Annotated in this window: 14 protein-coding genes; 7 read left to right on the top strand and 7 right to left on the bottom strand. The window is 60.1% G+C overall.

Translation table 11 applies throughout. The features are described from left to right. Positions 1–41: 41 nt before the first annotated feature. Together FHL16_RS10455 and FHL16_RS10460 are read right to left on the bottom strand one after the other, a co-directional pair. On the bottom strand, positions 42–1,577 hold the full coding sequence (locus FHL16_RS10455; RefSeq protein WP_077748186.1) for an NCS1 family nucleobase:cation symporter-1: 1,536 nt from the start codon (positions 1,575–1,577) through the stop codon (positions 42–44). Between the two features lie 562 nt (positions 1,578–2,139). Next, complete coding sequence (locus tag FHL16_RS10460) at positions 2,140–2,880, bottom strand: phosphoadenylyl-sulfate reductase (RefSeq protein ID WP_010456562.1); 741 nt, start codon at positions 2,878–2,880, stop codon at positions 2,140–2,142. A 172-nt stretch (positions 2,881–3,052) separates the two neighbouring features. Here FHL16_RS10460 and thrH point away from each other — a divergent pair, with 172 nt between their 5' ends. Next, positions 3,053–3,670, top strand: a complete 618-nt coding sequence (thrH, locus tag FHL16_RS10465) for a bifunctional phosphoserine phosphatase/homoserine phosphotransferase ThrH (protein ID WP_010456561.1) — start codon at positions 3,053–3,055, stop codon at positions 3,668–3,670. A 49-nt stretch (positions 3,671–3,719) separates the two neighbouring features. Here the strand turns inward: thrH and pabB are convergent, their stop codons facing one another. From pabB to rloA, 4 genes are all read right to left on the bottom strand, one after another. After that, entirely contained in the window at positions 3,720–5,057 is a 1,338-nt protein-coding gene (gene pabB, locus FHL16_RS10470; protein ID WP_077748187.1) for an aminodeoxychorismate synthase component I, read from the bottom strand. Positions 5,058–5,296: 239 nt separating this feature from the next. Continuing rightward, positions 5,297–6,283 carry an alpha-L-glutamate ligase-like protein gene (locus FHL16_RS10475; RefSeq protein WP_010456557.1) on the bottom strand — a complete coding sequence of 329 codons (987 nt, stop codon included), beginning with the start codon at positions 6,281–6,283 and terminating at the stop codon, positions 5,297–5,299. Continuing rightward, a complete protein-coding gene (gene rloB / locus FHL16_RS10480; protein ID WP_077748188.1) occupies positions 6,283–7,818 on the bottom strand; it encodes an osmotic stress tolerance membrane protein RloB in 1,536 nt (511 codons plus the stop codon). The genes FHL16_RS10475 and rloB overlap by 1 nt, the downstream gene beginning before the upstream one ends. A 5-nt stretch (positions 7,819–7,823) precedes the next feature. After that, positions 7,824–8,360 (bottom strand): retropepsin-like aspartic peptidase RloA, encoded by a 537-nt coding sequence (gene rloA, locus FHL16_RS10485; RefSeq protein WP_010456553.1) that lies wholly within the window; start codon positions 8,358–8,360, stop codon positions 7,824–7,826. Positions 8,361–8,659: 299 nt separating this feature from the next. On the opposite strand from rloA, the gene FHL16_RS10490 reads away from it, so the two are divergent. The 6 genes from FHL16_RS10490 (at position 8,660) to prpD (ending at position 17,284) form a co-directional block, all read left to right on the top strand. Continuing rightward, the gene (locus tag FHL16_RS10490; RefSeq protein WP_077748189.1) at positions 8,660–9,382 is read left to right on the top strand and encodes a GntR family transcriptional regulator; all 723 of its coding nucleotides are present in this window, start codon (positions 8,660–8,662) and stop codon (positions 9,380–9,382) included. Next, positions 9,379–10,269, top strand: coding sequence for a methylisocitrate lyase (gene prpB, locus FHL16_RS10495; protein ID WP_010456549.1), 891 nt, complete (start codon positions 9,379–9,381; stop codon positions 10,267–10,269). The genes FHL16_RS10490 and prpB overlap by 4 nt, the downstream gene beginning before the upstream one ends. 153 nt (positions 10,270–10,422) lie before the next feature. After that, a complete protein-coding gene (prpC, locus tag FHL16_RS10500) occupies positions 10,423–11,550 on the top strand; it encodes a bifunctional 2-methylcitrate synthase/citrate synthase (protein ID WP_077748190.1) in 1,128 nt (375 codons plus the stop codon). 203 nt (positions 11,551–11,753) lie between these two features. Next, on the top strand, positions 11,754–14,351 hold the full coding sequence (gene acnD / locus FHL16_RS10510; RefSeq protein ID WP_010456544.1) for a Fe/S-dependent 2-methylisocitrate dehydratase AcnD: 2,598 nt from the start codon (positions 11,754–11,756) through the stop codon (positions 14,349–14,351). Positions 14,352–14,405: 54 nt separating this feature from the next. Further along, a complete protein-coding gene (gene prpF / locus FHL16_RS10515) occupies positions 14,406–15,596 on the top strand; it encodes a 2-methylaconitate cis-trans isomerase PrpF (RefSeq protein ID WP_010456542.1) in 1,191 nt (396 codons plus the stop codon). A gap of 203 nt (positions 15,597–15,799) precedes the next feature. Then, positions 15,800–17,284, top strand: coding sequence for a 2-methylcitrate dehydratase (gene prpD / locus FHL16_RS10520; protein ID WP_077748191.1), 1,485 nt, complete (start codon positions 15,800–15,802; stop codon positions 17,282–17,284). A gap of 105 nt (positions 17,285–17,389) precedes the next feature. Here the strand turns inward: prpD and FHL16_RS10525 are convergent, their stop codons facing one another. Next, a complete protein-coding gene (locus FHL16_RS10525; protein ID WP_077748192.1) occupies positions 17,390–18,322 on the bottom strand; it encodes a DMT family transporter in 933 nt (310 codons plus the stop codon). Between the last annotated feature and the right edge of the window lie 4 nt (positions 18,323–18,326).

Genomic DNA, 18,326 nt, shown 5'->3' on the forward strand with positions numbered 1-18,326 from the left:
AGGGCGGTTCTGCGGCCCGGCGCTGGCGGGCCGCGAGTGGATTAGTGGCAGACGTTGTCGACTGCGATGCTTTCACCGCTGACGTCGGCGTAATGGGGCTGTCGCTTGGCGATGATCAGGTAGAGCATTGCGCCAATCCCGGCGCCGATCAGCCACGAGAACGGTGAAACGAGGTGGAAGCCCGGCACCAGCGCCAGGACGATGGCAATCAATGCGGCAGGAATGAACGCCGCTACGGCGCGTAAATTGACTCCACGGCTGTAGTAATAAGCGCCATTGGGATCTTCGCTGTACAACTGCGGCACGTTGACCTGGCCTTTTCGTACAAGCCAGTAGTCGACCATGATCACGCCGTACAACGGGCCTAGCAGGGCGCCGAGGCCGGACAGGAAATACACGATCACCAGTGGGCTGTTGTAGAGATTCCACGGCAGGATCAGCACCGCGATGGTTGCGCTGATCAGCCCGGCGCGGCGGAAGGTCAGGTATTTAGGCGCCAGGTTACTGAGCACGAACGCCGGGGCGACGAAGTTGGCCATGATGTTCACCGCTACGGTGACGATCAGGAACGCCAGGCAGCCGAGCACCAGGAAGAAGGTGTTGGGGATCGAGGCGATGATCTCAGTCGGGCTTTCGATGATCCGGCCATTGATCTGAAATTGCGCACCACAAAGCAGGACGGTGATGGCCGCGAACACCAGAATATTCACCGGCAAGCCCCAGAAATTTCCGACCTTGATGGTTTTGCGGCACGGCGATGAACGGGCGAAGTCGCAGAAGTTGAGGATCAACGTCCCGTAGATCGCCAGCCACAATGCGCCGCCGGCAAAAATATTGCGCCACATCTCGCCACCGGTCAGCGGCTCGCGGATCGACCAGGCGATGGTTGCGTCGGCTTGGGTGTACATCCAGGCGGCGAGCGCGGCGACGGTCAGCAGAATCACCGGCCCGGCGAACGCTTCATAGCGCCGTACCATTTCCATGCCGTAGGCGAGGATGCCCAGTTGCACCAGCCAGATCGCCACGAAACATACCCAGCCCAGGCTCGACAGACCAAGGATCGAGTTGTGGTCGTAGTCGGCGAAGCCGGGATGCACCGCCGTCAGCAGCACGCGAAACACTACGGACGCCAGGTACGTCTGAATGCCGAACCAGGCGATGGCGATAATGGCGCGGATCAACGCAGGAATTTGCGCCCCGTGGATACCGAAACTGATCCGGCTGATGACAGGAAACGGCACGCCGGTCTTTTGCCCCATGTAGCCGGAAAGGTTCATGAAGCCATACACCAGCGCCGCGCCGATCCCCAGGGACAACAGAATCTGCCAGCCACCCAGACCCAGCGCATACAGGCCAATGGCGAAGGAATAGTTGGCGATGTTGTGAACGTCGTTGGTCCACAGGGCGAAGATGCTGTAGCGGCCCCAGCGTCGGCCTTCGGCCTTGGTCGGCGCCAGGTCCTTGTTGTGCAGGCGCGGGCTGAGCACCACGGGTTCTTGAACAGTTTGATCTTGAGCGGTGGGTGGAAAGGAGGGCAGATCCAGCGCGATGTTGTTATTGGAGAGGCTAGTACGCATTCCGGCAGGCTCCGAGCTTGGCGTCGCGATGACTGTGCATGAGCGTGAGCTCGACAAATCTTCGTCGCGGGCAAAAGCATCATTGGTTACGGGGCATCTGCAGCCTGTACGGGATAGGGCGCTTCAGGCTTGCGGATCTAAGTGTGTGTATGTTTTGAGTTGATTGTATACAAAACATGTATGCACTTAAGCCAGTTCCATGCCAGCTACCGATCTATAAAAATAGGTTCTCATTTCGTTTTGTTGATGGATCACGATAAGTAACTGAAAAAAAGGCGATATAAATTGACCGGTTGAACAGGTATTTATTTTTCGTAGGAAGAAGTGGGAAAACTCGACTGGGGAAGTCAGGAAAAGAGGGTGTAACTTTTTGGGGCGTAGAAAACAAAAGTGCACACATAAATGGCACCTATGGTGACATTCGTGTGTACACATTTATAAAGCAGAACACTAAGCCCGTGGGAGTGAGATCGGCTTGCCGGGGCATTCAACAGTATTGTTGACTGTTACACCGCTATCCCGTGCAGGCTCGCTCCCACAGGGGAATTCACCCGGCTCGGGCTCAGGCCTTGGACTTGCTGATGATATTCCCCGCATGCAGCCCGCATTCTTTCTGCGTCGCCTCTTCCCACCACCAACGGCCTTCACGTTCATGCTGGTTCGGCAGCACCGGGCGGGTGCAGGGTTCGCAGCCAATGCTGATGAAGCCGCGTTCGTGCAGGCTGTTGTACGGCAGTTCGAGCATGCGGATGTAACCCCAGATCTCTTCGCTGGTCATCTGCGCCAGCGGGTTGAATTTGTAGAGGGTGCGTTCCGGGGTGGAAAACGCGGTGTCGATTTCCATCACCGCAACAGCGCTGCGGGTACCCGGGCTCTGGTCCCGACGCTGGCCGGTGGCCCAGGCGCTCACGCCCGACAGTTTGCGACGCAGCGGTTCGATCTTGCGGATGCCGCAGCACTCGCCATGGCCGTCCTTGTAGAAACTGAACAGGCCTTTTTCCTTCACGAACGGCTCCAGTTTCGTGTAGTCCGGGGACACCAGCTCAATGTCGATCTTGTAGTGCTCGCGCACCTGATCGATGAAGCGGTAGGTCTCCGGGTGCAAGCGGCCGGTGTCGAGGCTGAACACTTTGACGTTCTTGTTCAGCTTCCAGGCCATGTCCACGAGCACCACGTCTTCGGCGCCGCTGAAAGATATCCACAGGTCATCGCCAAACTCGGCAAACGCGAGTTTCAGGATGTCCTGGGCGGATTTGTTGGCATAGGTCGTGGCGAGTTCCACAACATCGAACGATGGGCTCATCAGGGCGGCTTCCTACAGGTCGGTGGCGCTGGGCGCTCTATATGGGGCTGATGGTAACAAAATCCTGCGGCGGCGGGCGCGCCCTGTGCGTTGCGCGGGGCAGCCTGAGTCGCTAGAGTTCGGCAGTCTTTTACTCGCTCGACTCAATAATCAATACAAATGGGAGTGTCTTGTGGAAATTGCCTGTCTGGATCTCGAAGGTGTGCTGGTCCCGGAAATCTGGATCGCGTTCGCTGAAAAAACCGGTATTGAATCCCTGAGGGCGACCACCCGGGACATTCCCGACTACGACGTGCTGATGAAGCAGCGCCTGCGGATTCTCGACGAGCACGGCTTGAAGCTCACTGACATCCAGGAAGTGATCGCCACGCTGAAGCCGCTGGACGGCGCCATCGAGTTCGTCAACTGGCTGCGTGAGCGGTTTCAGGTGGTGATTCTGTCGGACACGTTCTACGAGTTTTCCCAGCCGCTGATGCGTCAACTGGGCTTCCCGACCTTGCTGTGCCATCGCCTGATTACCGACGATTCGGGACGGGTGACGAGCTATCAGTTGCGTCAGAAAGATCCGAAGCGGCAGTCGGTTCTGTCGTTCAAGAGTCTTTACTATCGGGTCATTGCGGCAGGGGATTCCTACAACGACACCACCATGCTCGGTGAGGCGGATGCGGGGATTCTGTTTCATGCGCCGGATAATGTGATTCGCGAGTTTCCGCAGTTCCCGGCGGTGCATACCTTTGAGGACTTGAAGCAGGAGTTCATCAAGGCTTCGAATCGGGCCCTAAGTCTGTAAACACAACCTGTGGCGAGGGAGCAAGCTCCCTCGCCACAAAAGCCCGGAATCAAAGGTTTTGCAGGGTGTCGAGCAGAACCTTCACCTTGGTAATCGATTCCTGATACTCCGCCTGCCATTCCGAGTCCGCAACGATCCCACCACCGCCCCAGCAGCACACCTGCCCATCCTTGACCAGCAAGCTGCGAATGGCGATGGAGCTGTCCATCTCGCCGCGCACGTCCAGATACAGCAATGAGCCGCAGTACAACCCACGTCGGGTCGGCTCCAGCTCGTCGATGATCTGCATGGCACGAATCTTCGGCGCACCGGTAATCGATCCACCCGGAAAACTGCCAGCGATCAGATCCAGCGCATCCCGGTCATCCGCCAGTTCGCCGGTCACGCTGCTCACCAGGTGATGCACATTCGGATAGCTTTCCAGACTGAACAACTCCGGCACCCGCACCGAGCCGATGCGGCAAGTGCGACCGAGGTCATTGCGCAGCAGGTCGACGATCATCAGGTTCTCGGCACGGTCCTTGGGACTGGCCAGCAGTTCGGCAGCGTTCGCGGCGTCTTCGGCAGCCGTCAGGCCACGCGGACGGGTGCCTTTGATCGGGCGGGTTTCCACATGACGTTCACTGACTTTGACGAAGCGCTCAGGCGACAGACTCAACACCGCGCCGCCGTCGGGCAGGCTCTGGAAACCGGAAAACGGTGTCGGGCACGCGGCCCGCAGCGCGATATACGCGGCCCACGGATCACCCGCACATTGCGCACGAAAGCGCTGGGCGAAATTCACCTGATAACAATCGCCCGCCTGGATGTACTGCTGAATGCGCTCAAGTGCGTGGCGATACTCGTCAGCGCTCAGGTCGGCCTTCATCGGGGCTTTCAAACTGAACGGCTCGATCGGCTCAACCGCAGGCTGACTGAACAAGGCGATCAAGCGCTGGCGCTCGCTGTCGATCAGTGTCGGGTGGAACACCAGTTGACTGGTAGCCAACTGGTGATCGCTGATCAATGCCCAGTCGTACAGCCCGAAACGCGCATCCGGCAATTGCAGGTCGTCCTGCGCCTGGCTCGGCAGGTGTTCAAGATGCCGTCCGAAGTCATAACTCAGATAACCGATCAGCCCGCCGGCGAATGGCAGTTCATCGGAGACTGCCGCTTCACCCAGTCGTGCCAGATGGTCGCGAAGGCGTTGCAGGAAATCGCTGCCACTTTCGTCAGGCAATACTGCTATTTGCTGCAGCGGCCAGGCGCTGAGCAGGTCATAACGCCCGCGATCAGCGGTGGGCCGGCCGCTGTCGAGCAGCACGGCACCGGGGGCATGACGAATCGCCGCGAAGTACTCGGCGGGGTTGGCGCGATAGGGCAGCGGGTGTACGGAACAGGTCAACATGGGCGGGGCAGATCAGCCATCGAGGCGGGGGTGCGATTGTAGTCCTCTGCAGGATTTGCTCCTAGAGGGGATGTCGGGGATTGGCAGATTGGGGACAGGGTTGCGAGGTTTGGTGACTGTTAGTCAGTCTTCGCGGGCAAGCCTCGCTCCTACGGGTTTGTGCCGTTCGCCGAGAATGTGAACGACGCTAGATCTGTAGGAGCGAGGCTTGCCCGCGAAGGCAGCGACTCGGTTTCGGATCAGCCTTCGACGGCAGGAATATGCCCAAACATCTCCTGAACAAACTCGACCCGCTCCTGAACCGACTCAACAACCCCGCGCGCTTTCAGCTCTTCCAGCCGCGCTTCAACCGCATGAGTGCGCAGCGTCAGGCCGCAATCGTTGGCAATCTGGATGTTCAACCCGGGCCGGGCATTGAGCTCAAGAATCAGCGGGCCTTTTTCCTGGTCGAGCACCATGTCGACACCGATGTAGCCCAGCCCGCACAGCTCATAACAGCCGGCAGCGAGTTTCATGAAACCGTCCCAGTAGGGCAGTTGCACGCCGTCTACCGCGTTGGTGGTGTCCGGATGTTTGGTGATGATGTTGTTCAGCCAGGTGCCGCGCAGCGTCTGCCCGGTTGCGAGGTCGACGCCGACGCCGATGGCGCCCTGGTGCAGGTTGGCCTTGCCGCCGGACTGGCGCGTCGGCAGGCGCAACATCGCCATCACCGGATAGCCCATCAACACGATGATGCGAATGTCCGGGACGCCTTCGTAGCTGATGCTTTTGAAGATCTGGTCCGGGATCACGCGGTATTCGATCAGTGCGCGGTCACGGTGACCGCCCAGGGAATACAGGCCGGTGAGGATGCTGGAGACATGGTGCTCGATCTCCTCATGACTGATGATCTTGCCGGACACCGTGCGATAGCGGCCCTCGAAACGGTCGGCAACCACAATGATGCCGTCGCCGCCCGCGCCCTGGGCCGGTTTGATCACGAAGTCGGTGCGCCCGCCGATGATCTTGTCGAGGTTATCGATTTCCTTCTCGGTGGAGATCACGCCGTACAGTTCCGGCACATGAATACCGGCGGCGATCGCGCGTTCCTTGGTGATGATCTTGTCATCGACAATCGGGTACAGGCTGCGCTTGTTGTACTTGAGCACGTAGTCCGCGTTACGCCGATTGATCCCCATGATGCCCCGGGCTTCCAGGGCCTTCCAGGTCTTCCAGAAGCCGAACATCAAGAGTCAGCCTTCTTGAGGAAAGCCTTGAAGCGCACCAGTTCGGTCAGGCGGTAACCGCGATAACGCCCCATCGCCAGCATGAAACCCACCAGGATCAGCAGGATCGCCGGGAAGGTGAACACGAAGTACACCAGCTCCGGCACGCTCATGATCAGGTGCGCCAGGGAGGCGGCAAACAGCGTACCGATCGCCACTTTCATCGCATGCCCGGAACCGCGTTCTTCCCAGGTAATCGACAGGCGTTCGATGGTCATGGTCAGAATCACCATCGGGAACAGCGCCACCGACAGCCCGCGTTCCAGGCCGAGTTTATGGCTGAACAGGCTGATCGCCGCGATCAGCACCACCACGAAGGTCAGCACCACCGACAGCCTCGGCAGCATCTGCAACTTCAAGTGTTCAAGGTAGGAGCGCAGTGACAGCCCGAGCGCCGTGATGACCGTAAACAGCACGATGCCGAAGCCAAGCTGGGTTTCGCGGAAGGCGAGGGCGATCAGCACCGGGGTAAAGGTGCCGAGGGTCTGCAGGCCGATCAGGTTACGCAGGATCAGGATCACCAGCACGCCGATCGGGATCATCACCATGATCATGAAGGTCTGCTGGGTTTGCAGGGGCAAACCGTACAGCGAGTATTCGAGGAAGTTGGCGTCGGTGTTTTCGTCGGTCAGCTTGGCCAGTCGAATCGCGTTCATTTCGCTGTTGTTCAGGCTGAACGTCACGTTGGCTTTCTTGCCGCCATCGACGGTGATCAGGTTCTCGTCGCCGGTCCACCACAGCAGGCGGTCGGACGGCAGGCCTTGTTCGCCGGTTTCCGGGTTGAAGTACAGCCAGTCGGTGCCGTTGAAGCTGCGCAGCCAGAGTTCCGGCGTTTGCGGCTGATCGGCCACCAGACGGATGGTGTGGACCTTTTCCACCGGCACGTGGGCGATGGACAGGACCAGCTCGACGATTTTCGCCTTGTGCCCGGGAGAAGGATCGCCGCCCAGCAACAGCTTCACGTTGTCATCGTTGAGATTGTTGACACGCTTGATGGCTTCGCCGATGAAGGTTTCGACGTCGGCCGAGTGTTGGCGGATCGGCGCGAGCAGGGCTTCGGCGGCGATTTTTTCCGCACCTTCGACGGCGATGCTGTCGCGGAAGGTCGGGCCCTTGACCTTGGATTTTTCGCCGGTGTAGCGCTTGGTCAGCACCAGGCGGTAATAAAGGGTCTGGTTGCCCTTGGCCCGGCGCGCCGACCAGGTCACCTTGCGGTTGCCATCGACGCGGTTCACGGCGACGCCGTAGTTATTGGAAATGAAACTCTCGTTGAGGCTGACGTAGTCGCGGCTCAGCGGCGGCACGAACATCTGGATCTTGACCGGGTCTTTGGCACTGGCGACGAACTCGACCTTGGCGTCGATGTTCCACAAGTCGTCGGTGGCGTCCTCGGTCACGGGAATGCCGAGCACGAAAATCTGATAGGCCGTAACTGAAATGCCCAGCACCACCAGGATGGCGATCAGCAGTTTCAGATGGAGGGTAAGAGCGCGCATTGGAATTACTCTGCGGTATGTGCGTCGGTGGCGCAGGCGGGTTTGCCAGCAGCGTATTTAAGACTGGGGTCGACCAGCGCGTCGAAGCGTTTCAGCGCTTCGGAGCCGATCAAGAGCGGGTATTGGAAGGCGCTACGGTCGGTTAGGTTCACTTCGATACTGCGTAAAGCCGAACCCATGCAGATATCCAGCTCGATCACCGGACGGGCGGTGTACTTCTTGCCCTCTTCCGGGTCGTAGTCGCCGGCACGACGCTTGATCTTGCTGACGCGGGCCAGTGGCCGTTCGATGGGGTGCGAATGCGCTGCGTCGATGGCCAGATAGAAGCGCACCCAGGACTCGCCATTGCGTTTGAAACGTTTGATGTCGCGGGCACTCAGGGACGCTGTTTTCGCCCCGGTGTCGAGTTTGGCGGCGACTTCCAGGTTGATGCCGTCCAGGGAAGCATACTCGTTGAGGCCGTACACGGTCTTTTCCCCCGCCACGGCGAAACCGGGCAGGCAAAGAAGATAAAGGAATGTCGGGAGGGGCTTGAGTCTCATAAATCCTGGTGCGCAGCGGTCCGTACTTCAATTCAAGGCCCTGGCATCGCTGCGCAAGCTCCCTCGTATGCCTATCAACTATTTATGACAAGCCGTGCAGATGTCACAGACAAATGCGGGCGGCATTCTAGCACGGTGGGTTTATGGCGCCAGCGCTGGCGGGGGGCTATAAACAGAAGGGCTGCTTTGTTGTGGTGCAGTCGGTTATTAGACGATTGTCGACAATACCTATTTATCCTTTGACTGTTGCGGCTGTTTTCGCTAGTTTTTGCGGCATTGGCTTTCAAGGTGTCGACAATATGCTGGATCAACTCGATCCCCCGGTGGTTACGCAAGACGAGTCGGAGACGCTTTCCGAAAACGTCTTCCGCCGCATTCAGGCGGCCATCGTCAAAGGCGAGATCGCCCCGGGCAGCAAGATCTCCGAGCCGGAGCTGGCGCGCACCTATGGCATCAGCCGCGGGCCGTTGCGCGAGGCGATCCATCGACTGGAAGGCCAGCGCCTGCTGGTCCGCGTACCGCACGTCGGGGCGCGGGTGGTTTCGCTGAGCCATGCCGAGCTGCTGGAGCTCTACGAGATTCGCGAATCCCTCGAAGGCATGGCCTGTCGGCTGGCGGCCGAACGCATGACCGGCGAAGAAATCGACGAACTGCGCCGGGTCCTCGAAACCCACGAGCGCGATGAGGCGTTTCAGGCCGGCGTTGGCTATTACCAGCAGGAAGGCGACTTCGATTTCCACTACCGGATCATCCAGGGCAGCGGCAACCGCACCCTGACGCAGATGCTGTGCGGCGAGCTTTACCAACTGGTGCGCATGTACCGCATCCAGTTTTCCACCACGCCCAATCGCCCGCACCAGGCCTTTGCCGAGCACCACCGAATTCTCGACGCCATCGCCGACCGTGACGGTGAGCTCGCCGAGTTGTTGATGCGCCGTCACATCGGCGCCTCCAAACGCAATATCGCCCGTCACTACCAGGACGGCGCTAACCAGACAGCCACTGAACGAGGTGAGTCATGAGTTCCAACAAGAGCACTCCAGGCCAGCGTTTCCGCGATGCGGTCGCCAGCGAACATCCGCTGCAAGTGGTCGGCGCGATCAACGCCAACCACGCGCTGCTGGCCAAGCGCGCCGGTTTCAAGGCCATTTACCTGTCGGGTGGCGGGGTGGCTGCCGGCTCCCTCGGCGTGCCGGACCTGGGCATCACCGGCCTGGATGACGTGCTGACCGACGTGCGTCGCATTACCGACGTGTGCGACCTGCCGCTGCTGGTGGACGTGGACACCGGTTTCGGTTCCTCGGCGTTCAACGTCGCGCGCACCGTCAAGTCGATGATCAAGTTCGGCGCGGCGGCGATCCATATTGAAGACCAGGTCGGCGCCAAGCGCTGCGGTCACCGTCCAAATAAAGAGATCGTGTCGCTGCAGGAAATGGTCGACCGGATCAAGGCCGCCGTCGATGCGCGCACCGATGACAGCTTCGTGATCATGGCTCGCACCGACGCCCTGGCAGTGGAAGGTCTGGAATCCGCGCTGGATCGCGCCGCCGCCTGCATCGAAGCCGGCGCCGACATGATCTTCCCGGAAGCCATCACCGAACTGGACATGTACAAGCTGTTCGCCAACCGCGTGAAAGCGCCGATCCTGGCCAATATCACCGAATTCGGCGCGACGCCGCTGTACACCACCGAGCAACTTGCCGCTGCCGATGTGTCGCTGGTGCTGTACCCGCTGTCCGCTTTCCGCGCGATGAACAAGGCGGCGGAAAACGTCTACACCGCAATCCGTCGCGACGGCACGCAACAGAACGTGATCGACACCATGCAGACCCGCATGGAGCTTTACGATCGCATCGACTACCACACCTTCGAGCAGAAGCTTGATGCGTTGTTTGCCGCGAAGAAGTAACGAAAGCCCTGTAGGAGCGAAGCTTGCTCTGGGCGGCGATCCGACGAAGACGCACTGACATTCAACATTAATGTCGTCTGATACAGCGCTTTCGCGAGCAAGCATCGCTCCTACAAGTTTCCCTGACAAATTCAAGAAAAACTGGAGACAGCAATGGCCGAAGCAAAAGTACTCAGTGGCGCCGGGCTCCGTGGCCAGGTTGCCGGGCAAACCGCTCTGTCCACCGTGGGCCAATCGGGCGCAGGCCTGACCTATCGCGGCTACGACGTTCGCGAACTGGCGGCCGACGCGCAATTCGAAGAAGTGGCTTATCTGCTGCTTTACGGTGAATTGCCGACCAAGGCACAACTCGCCGCTTACATCAGCAAACTGGGCAAGCTGCGCGACCTGCCGCAAGCGCTCAAAGAAGTGCTGGAACGCATTCCTGCCGACGCCCACCCGATGGACGTGATGCGCACCGGTTGCTCGTTCCTGGGCAACATCGAGCCGGAGAAAGACTTCTCCGAGCAACACGACGTGACCGACCGCCTGCTCGCCGCGTTCCCGGCGATCATGTGCTACTGGTATCGCTTCAGCCATGACGGCAAGCGCATCAGCTGCGTGAGCGACGAACAATCCATCGGCGGCCACTTCCTGCACTTGCTGCACGGCAAGAAACCGAGCGATTTGCACGTCAAAGTGATGAACGTTTCGCTGATCCTCTACGCGGAACACGAGTTCAACGCCTCGACGTTCACCGCACGGGTGTGCGCCTCGACGCTGTCGGACATGTATTCCTGCGTCACCGCGGCCATCGGTTCGTTGCGCGGCCCTCTGCACGGCGGCGCCAACGAAGCGGCGATGGAAATGATCGAGCGCTTCTCGTCGCCTGAAGAGGCCGTCGAGGGCACCCTCGGCATGCTGGCGCGCAAGGACAAGATCATGGGCTTCGGCCACGCGATCTATAAAGACAACGATCCGCGTAACGAAGTGATCAAGGGCTGGTCGAAAAAACTCGCTGAAGAAGTGGGCGACACCGTGCTGTTCCCGGTTTCCGAAGCCATCGACGCGACCATGTGGGAACAGAAGAAACTGTTCCCGAACGCCGACTTCTACCATGCGTCGACGTACCACTTCATGGGCATCCCGACCAAGTTGTTCACACCGATCTTCGTTTGCTCGCGCCTGACCGGCTGGGCGGCGCACGTGTTCGAACAACGCGCCAACAACCGCATCATCCGCCCGAGCGCCGAGTATGTCGGCGTCGAACAGCGCAAGTTCGTGCCAATCGAACAACGCTGAATGGTGAAGGCCTGCACCGGGATCTGAACTCTACGCAGATCCCTGTAGGAGCGAGCCTGCTCGCGATGACGGACTGACATTCAAAATGGATGTCGACTGATTGACCGCTATCGCGAGCAGGCTCACTCCTACAGTGGATTGTGTGCATTTCAGGTGCTGTGCCAGGCCCCACCTTTTGAAACTACCGTGACCGAGTCCTGACGATGAACACTGAATTCCGTAAACCGCTGCCCGGCAGCCATCTGGATTACTTCGACGTCCGCGCGGCTGTCGAGGCCATCCAGCCTGGCGCCTACGACACTCTGCCGTACACCTCACGCGTGCTGGCGGAAAACCTGGTACGTCGCTGCGACCCGGCCACGCTCACCGAATCCCTGAAGCAATTCATCGAGCGCAAACGCGACCTCGACTTCCCGTGGTTCCCGGCTCGCGTGGTGTGCCACGACATCCTCGGCCAGACCGCGCTGGTCGACCTCGCCGGCCTGCGTGACGCCATCGCCCTGCAAGGTGGTGACCCGGCGCAAGTGAACCCGGTGGTGCCGACGCAGTTGATCGTCGACCACTCCCTGGCCGTCGAGCGCGGAGGCTTCGACCCGGAGGCGTTCGAGAAGAATCGCGCCATCGAAGACCGTCGCAACGAAGACCGTTTCCACTTCATCAACTGGACCAAAAAGGCCTTCAAGAACGTTGATGTGATTCCACCGGGCAACGGCATCATGCACCAGATCAACCTGGAGAAAATGTCTCCGGTGATCCAGGTACGTGACGGCGTGGCGTTCCCCGACACTTGCGTCGGCACCGACAGCCACACCCCGCACGTCGATGCACTGGGCGTGATCGCCATCGGTGTCGGTGGTCTGGAAGCCGAGAGCGTGATGCTCGGCCGTGCGTCGTGGATGCGTCTGCCGGAAAGCGTCGGCGTTGAACTGACCGGCAAGCTGCAACCGGGCATCACTGCCACTGACATGGTGCTGGCGTTGACCGAGTTCCTGCGCAAGCAAAAAGTGGTCGGCGCATGGCTGGAATTCTTCGGTGAAGGCGCCGCCGCGCTGACCCTCGGCGACCGCGCAACCATCTCCAACATGGCCCCGGAATACGGCGCCACGGCGGCGATGTTCTACATCGACCAGCAAACCATCGACTACCTCAAACTCACCGGCCGTGAAGACGAGCAGGTGCAGTTGGTCGAGAACTACGCCAAGCAAACCGGCCTGTGGGCTGACAGCCTGAAAGGCGCGCAATACGAGCGCGGCCTGACGTTCGACTTGTCCACCGTCGTGCGCAACATGGCCGGCCCGAGCAACCCGCACGCCCGCGTCGCCACCTCGGATCTCGCCGCCCAAGGCATCTCCGGTCAGTGGGACGACGTTCCTGGCCAGATGCCGGATGGCGCGGTGATCATCGCCGCCATCACCAGCTGCACCAACACCAGTAACCCGCGCAACGTGATTGCCGCCGGCCTGCTGGCGCGCAACGCCAACAAGCTCGGCCTGACCCGCAAGCCGTGGGTCAAATCGTCCCTGGCGCCGGGTTCCAAAACCGTGGCGCTGTACCTGGACGAAGCCGGCCTGACGACTGAGCTGGAGCAACTTGGTTTCGGCGTCGTGGCGTTCGCTTGCACCACGTGTAACGGCATGTCCGGTGCGCTGGATCCGGTGATCCAGCAAGAGATCATCGACCGCGACCTGTACGCCACCGCCGTGCTCTCCGGTAACCGCAACTTCGACGGCCGGATTCACCCGTACGCCAAGAACGCGTTCCTTGCTTCGCCGCCGTTGGTGGTCGCTTACGCCATCGCCGGGACCATCCGTTTCGACATCGAAAAAGATGTGCTGGGCCTGGACGCCGAAGGCAAGGAAATCCGCCTGAAAGACATCTGGCCGAGCGACGAAGAAATCGACGCCGTGGTCAAGGCGTCGGTCAAGCCGGAGCAGTTCCGTCAGGTCTATATTCCAATGTTCGCCATCCATGAAGACACCGGCCCGAAAGTCACGCCGCTGTACGACTGGCGCGAGATGAGCACTTACATCCGCCGTCCGCCGTACTGGGAAGGCGCGTTGGCCGGCGCACGTCCGCTCAAGGGCATGCGCCCATTGGCGGTGCTGCCGGATAACATCACCACCGATCACCTGTCGCCGTCGAACGCGATCATGCTGGACAGCGCGGCGGGTGAATACCTGGCGAAAATGGGCTTGCCGGAAGAGGACTTCAACTCTTACGCGACTCACCGTGGCGACCACCTGACCGCGCAGCGCGCCACCTTTGCCAACCCGAAACTGTTCAATGAAATGGTTCAGGAAAACGGCAAGGTCAAGCAGGGTTCTCTCGCTCGCGTCGAGCCGGAAGGCAAAGTGATGCGCATGTGGGAAGCCATCGAAACCTACATGGAACGCAAGCAGCCGCTGATCATCATTGCCGGTGCCGATTACGGTCAGGGTTCGTCCCGCGACTGGGCGGCCAAGGGCGTGCGTCTGGCGGGTGTCGAGGCGATTGCCGCTGAAGGTTTCGAGCGCATCCACCGCACCAACCTGGTGGGCATGGGCGTGTTGCCGCTGGAGTTCAAACCGGGCACCGACCGTCATACCCTGGCCATCGACGGCAGCGAAACCTACGACGTGATCGGTGAGCGCACGCCGCGTGCCGAACTGACGCTGGTGATCAACCGCAAGAACGGCGAACGCGTCGAAGTGCCGGTGACCTGCCGCCTCGACACCGCTGAAGAAGTGTCGATCTACGAGGCCGGCGGCGTGTTGCAGCGTTTCGCTCAGGACTTCCTCGAAGAATCGGCGGTTGCCGTTTAACACGATGAGTTCGGGCGGGACCCTGCGGTCCCGCTCGATCCTAAAAGGACCATCATGGCTCACGCACCTCAGATCAAAATCCCCGCCACCTACATGCGCGGCGGCACCAGCAAAGGCGTGTTTTTCAGCCTCAAAGACCTGCCCGAAGCGGCACAGATTCCCGGCCCGGCGCGCGATGCCTTGTTGCTGCGCGTGATCGGCAGCCCCGACCCCTACGACAAGCAAATCGACGGTATGGGCGGCGCGACGTCCAGCACCAGCAAAACCGTGATCCTGTCGAAAAGCACCAAGGCTGATCACGACGTCGATTACCTGTTCGGTCAGGTCTCGATCGACAAGCCTTTCGTCGACTGGAGTGGCAATTGCGGCAACCTGTCGGCAGCGGTCGGTTCGTTCGCCATCAGCAATGGTTTGGTGGACGCCAGCCGCATTCCGCAGAACGGCATCGCCGTGGTGCGCGTATGGCAGGCCAACATCGGCAAGACCATCATCGCCCACGTGCCGATCACTAACGGTGAAGTGCAGGAAACCGGCGATTTCGAACTCGACGGCGTGACCTTTCCCGCCGCTGAAGTGCAGGTCGAATTCATGGACCCTGCCGCGGAAGAAGAGGGTGGCGGCGGTTCAATGTTCCCCACCGGCAATCTGGTGGATGACCTGGAAGTGCCCGGCGTCGGGACCTTCAAGGCAACCATGATCAATGCCGGCATCCCGACGATTTTCGTCAATGCCGAAGACATTGGCTACACCGGCACCGAGTTGCAGGGGGCGATCAATGGCGATCCGAAAGCGCTGCTGATGTTCGAGACGATCCGTGCTTATGGCGCGTTGCGCATGGGCCTGATCAAGGACCTGGACGAAGCGGCCAAGCGTCAGCACACACCTAAGGTGGCCTTTGTGGCAAAGCCGGCGGACTACGTGTCGTCCAGCGGCAAAGCCATTGCGGCAGGGGATGTCGACCTGCTGGTACGTGCGTTGTCGATGGGTAAATTGCACCACGCGATGATGGGCACGGCGGCCGTTGCCATCGGCACGGCAGCGGCGATTACCGGCACCTTGGTCAACCTCGCGGCGGGTGGAATCGAACGCAATGCCGTGCGCTTCGGGCATCCGTCCGGCACCTTGCGGGTGGGCGCTGAAGCTAGCCTGGTGAACGGTGAATGGAAAGTGAACAAGGCCATCATGAGCCGCAGTGCGCGGGTGTTGATGGAAGGTTACGTCCGCGTGCCAGGTGACAGTTTCTAAACCGGACACAGAACCAATGTGGGAGCGAGCCTGCTCGCGAAGAGGCCATGACATTCAGCATCAATGTTGCCTGTCACACCGCCTTCGCGAGCAGGCTCGCTCCCACAATTGATCTCGATTACCACAATAAGAAAGTAGCGACTGACAGAGATTTAACCTGAACCGAGGTCCCATCAACGAACCACTTCAAGAGTGAATCGAACATGAGCGCCAACGTCGACCTGAACAACCGCCCCGACTACGACACCGTCCTGCAGGACATTGCCGATTACGTCCTCAACTTCAAAATCGAGTCCAAGGAAGCGCTCGACACTGCCCGCAACTGCCTGATCGACACCCTCGGCTGCGGCCTGCTGGCCCTGCGCTTCCCCGAATGCACCAAACACCTGGGCCCTATCGTGGAAGGCACCATCGTCCCGTTCGGTGCACGCGTGCCAGGCACCCCATTCCGGCTCGATCCCGTCAAGGCGGCCTGGGACATCGGCTGCATCGTGCGCTGGCTCGACTACAACGACACCTGGCTCGCCGCCGAATGGGGCCATCCGTCCGATAACCTCGGCGGTATTCTTGCAGTGGCCGATCACCTGTCGCAAAAGCGTCTGGCCAATGGCGATGCGCCGCTGACCGTTCGCGCAGTGCTCGAAGCCATGATCATGGCCCACGAGATTCAAGGCGTGATCGCACTGGAAAACTCCTTCAATCGGGTAGGACTCGATCACGTCATCCTGGTGAAAGTCGCCTCGACCGCCGTCACCGCCAAACTCATGGGCGCCAATCGCGAGCAGTTGCTGTCAGCGTTGTCCCACGCCTTCGCCGACGGCCAGGCGCTGCGCACGTATCGGCATGCGCCGAATGCCGGGTCGCGCAAGTCCTGGGCGGCGGGCGATGCGTCCAGTCGCGGTGTGCGCCTGGCGGACATGGCGATGCGTGGCGAGATGGGCATTCCCGGCGTGCTGACGGCGAAGCAGTGGGGCTTTTACGATGTATTGTTCAGCCACACCAACAACGATCTGGCGATCAAGCCCGAAGACAAACGCGCCTTCAGCTTCTCCCGCCCATACGGCACCTACGTGATGGAAAACGTGCTGTTCAAAATCAGTTTCCCCGCTGAATTCCACGCACAAACCGCGTGCGAAGCGGCAGTGACCCTGCATTCACAGGTTAGAAATCGTCTGCATGAGATCGACAAAATCGTCATCACCACCCACGAGTCGGCGATCCGGATCATTTCCAAGGTGGGCCCGCTGGCCAACGCTGCCGACCGCGACCACTGCATTCAGTACATGACGGCGGTGCCGCTGGCTTTCGGCAATCTGGTCGCCGAGCAGTACGAAGACAGTTTCCACGCGGCGCACCCGATCATTGATGTATTGCGCGAGAAAATGGTCATCGTCGAAGACCCGCAGTACACCCGCGAGTACCTCGAGGCGGACAAGCGTTCCATCGCCAACGCGATCCAGGTGTTTTTCAAGGACGGCTCCAGCACCGAGAAAGTCGTGGTGGAATATCCGATCGGGCATCGCCGTCGCCGCACCGATGGCATTCCGTTGCTGGAGGACAAGTTCAAGGCCAACCTGGCGACGCGCTTCACCGCCCAGCGCAGTGCGGAGATTTTTGCGTTGTGCAAGGATCAGGCTGCGCTGGAGGCAACCCCGGTCAATCGCTTCGTCGACCTGTTCGTGATCTGACACGAATTCCTGCAAAAGACAGGGGGGCGGCGATCCGACTTGCTGGCGACGGCGTATTTGAAGACGCCTTCGCCGGCAGCCTGGCTCCTGCAGGGGCGGCCGGCGTCAACCCTTGAGCCATTTTTCGACGGGTAATTTGGTGATGGCAAACCCGGTCAGCAACACCGCCGAATACCCCATCAACTCCCGGGTCAGACTGTGCCCCTCATACCACGCGCCAATCACCACCGCGAACACCGGAAAAATAATAAACACGAACGACAGAATGATCGGACTCAAGCGTTTGAGCAGCAAAAAGTAAACGATAAACCCGCCCACCGAGGCCACAAGTCCCAGATACAGCAAGGCGCCCCACGAACGCGCAGTGATGTCATCGAACACCGGAGCCTCAACGCTCAGTCCCGCCACAAACAGCATCAAACCGGCCAGGCCAATGGGCAGCGTGTTGTAAGTAATCACACTGATCGCACTGCCTTGCTTCTTGGTGATGACGTAACACAGCGCATGCATGACCGCCGCCGCCAGAATCGCCAGCACCCCGAATAATTCGGCATGGTCCAGGTGCAGCCCCTGGCTGCGGATAATCATGAACAGACTGCCAAAACCGATGGCGATGCCAATCACTTGCGAAGGATAGATTTTCTGCCGCAGAAACACGGCGGAAAACAGCAGGATGAACACCGGCATGCAGCTGAACAGCAGCGCGGTCAGGCCGGACGACACGTGCATCTCGCCGTAGTTGAGCAAGTAATACGGCAGGCTGAAATACGACAGGGTGACGAACACGAAAAACCAGCGGCTTTGCCGGGGAAACAGCAGCGCCTCGCGACGCAGCAGGGCGAAGCTCAAAAACAGCGGAAAGGCAATCAGAAAACGCAGCCCGGCGGCGGTCAGCGGGGGCACACTTTCGACGGCAATCTTGATGCCCAGCCACGTCGTGCCCCAACTCAGGCAAACGATCAGGAACAGCACGCTGGTGACCCCTCCGGCTAGCCACGGTTTTCGGATACTGGAAAAGGCGCTGAGGGCCGTGGACATGATC

Origin of the sequence: Pseudomonas sp. FSL W5-0299, from assembly GCF_005930655.1 — a bacterium.
In the GTDB taxonomy this organism is placed as follows: Bacteria; Pseudomonadota; Gammaproteobacteria; order Pseudomonadales; family Pseudomonadaceae; genus Aquipseudomonas; species Aquipseudomonas mandelii.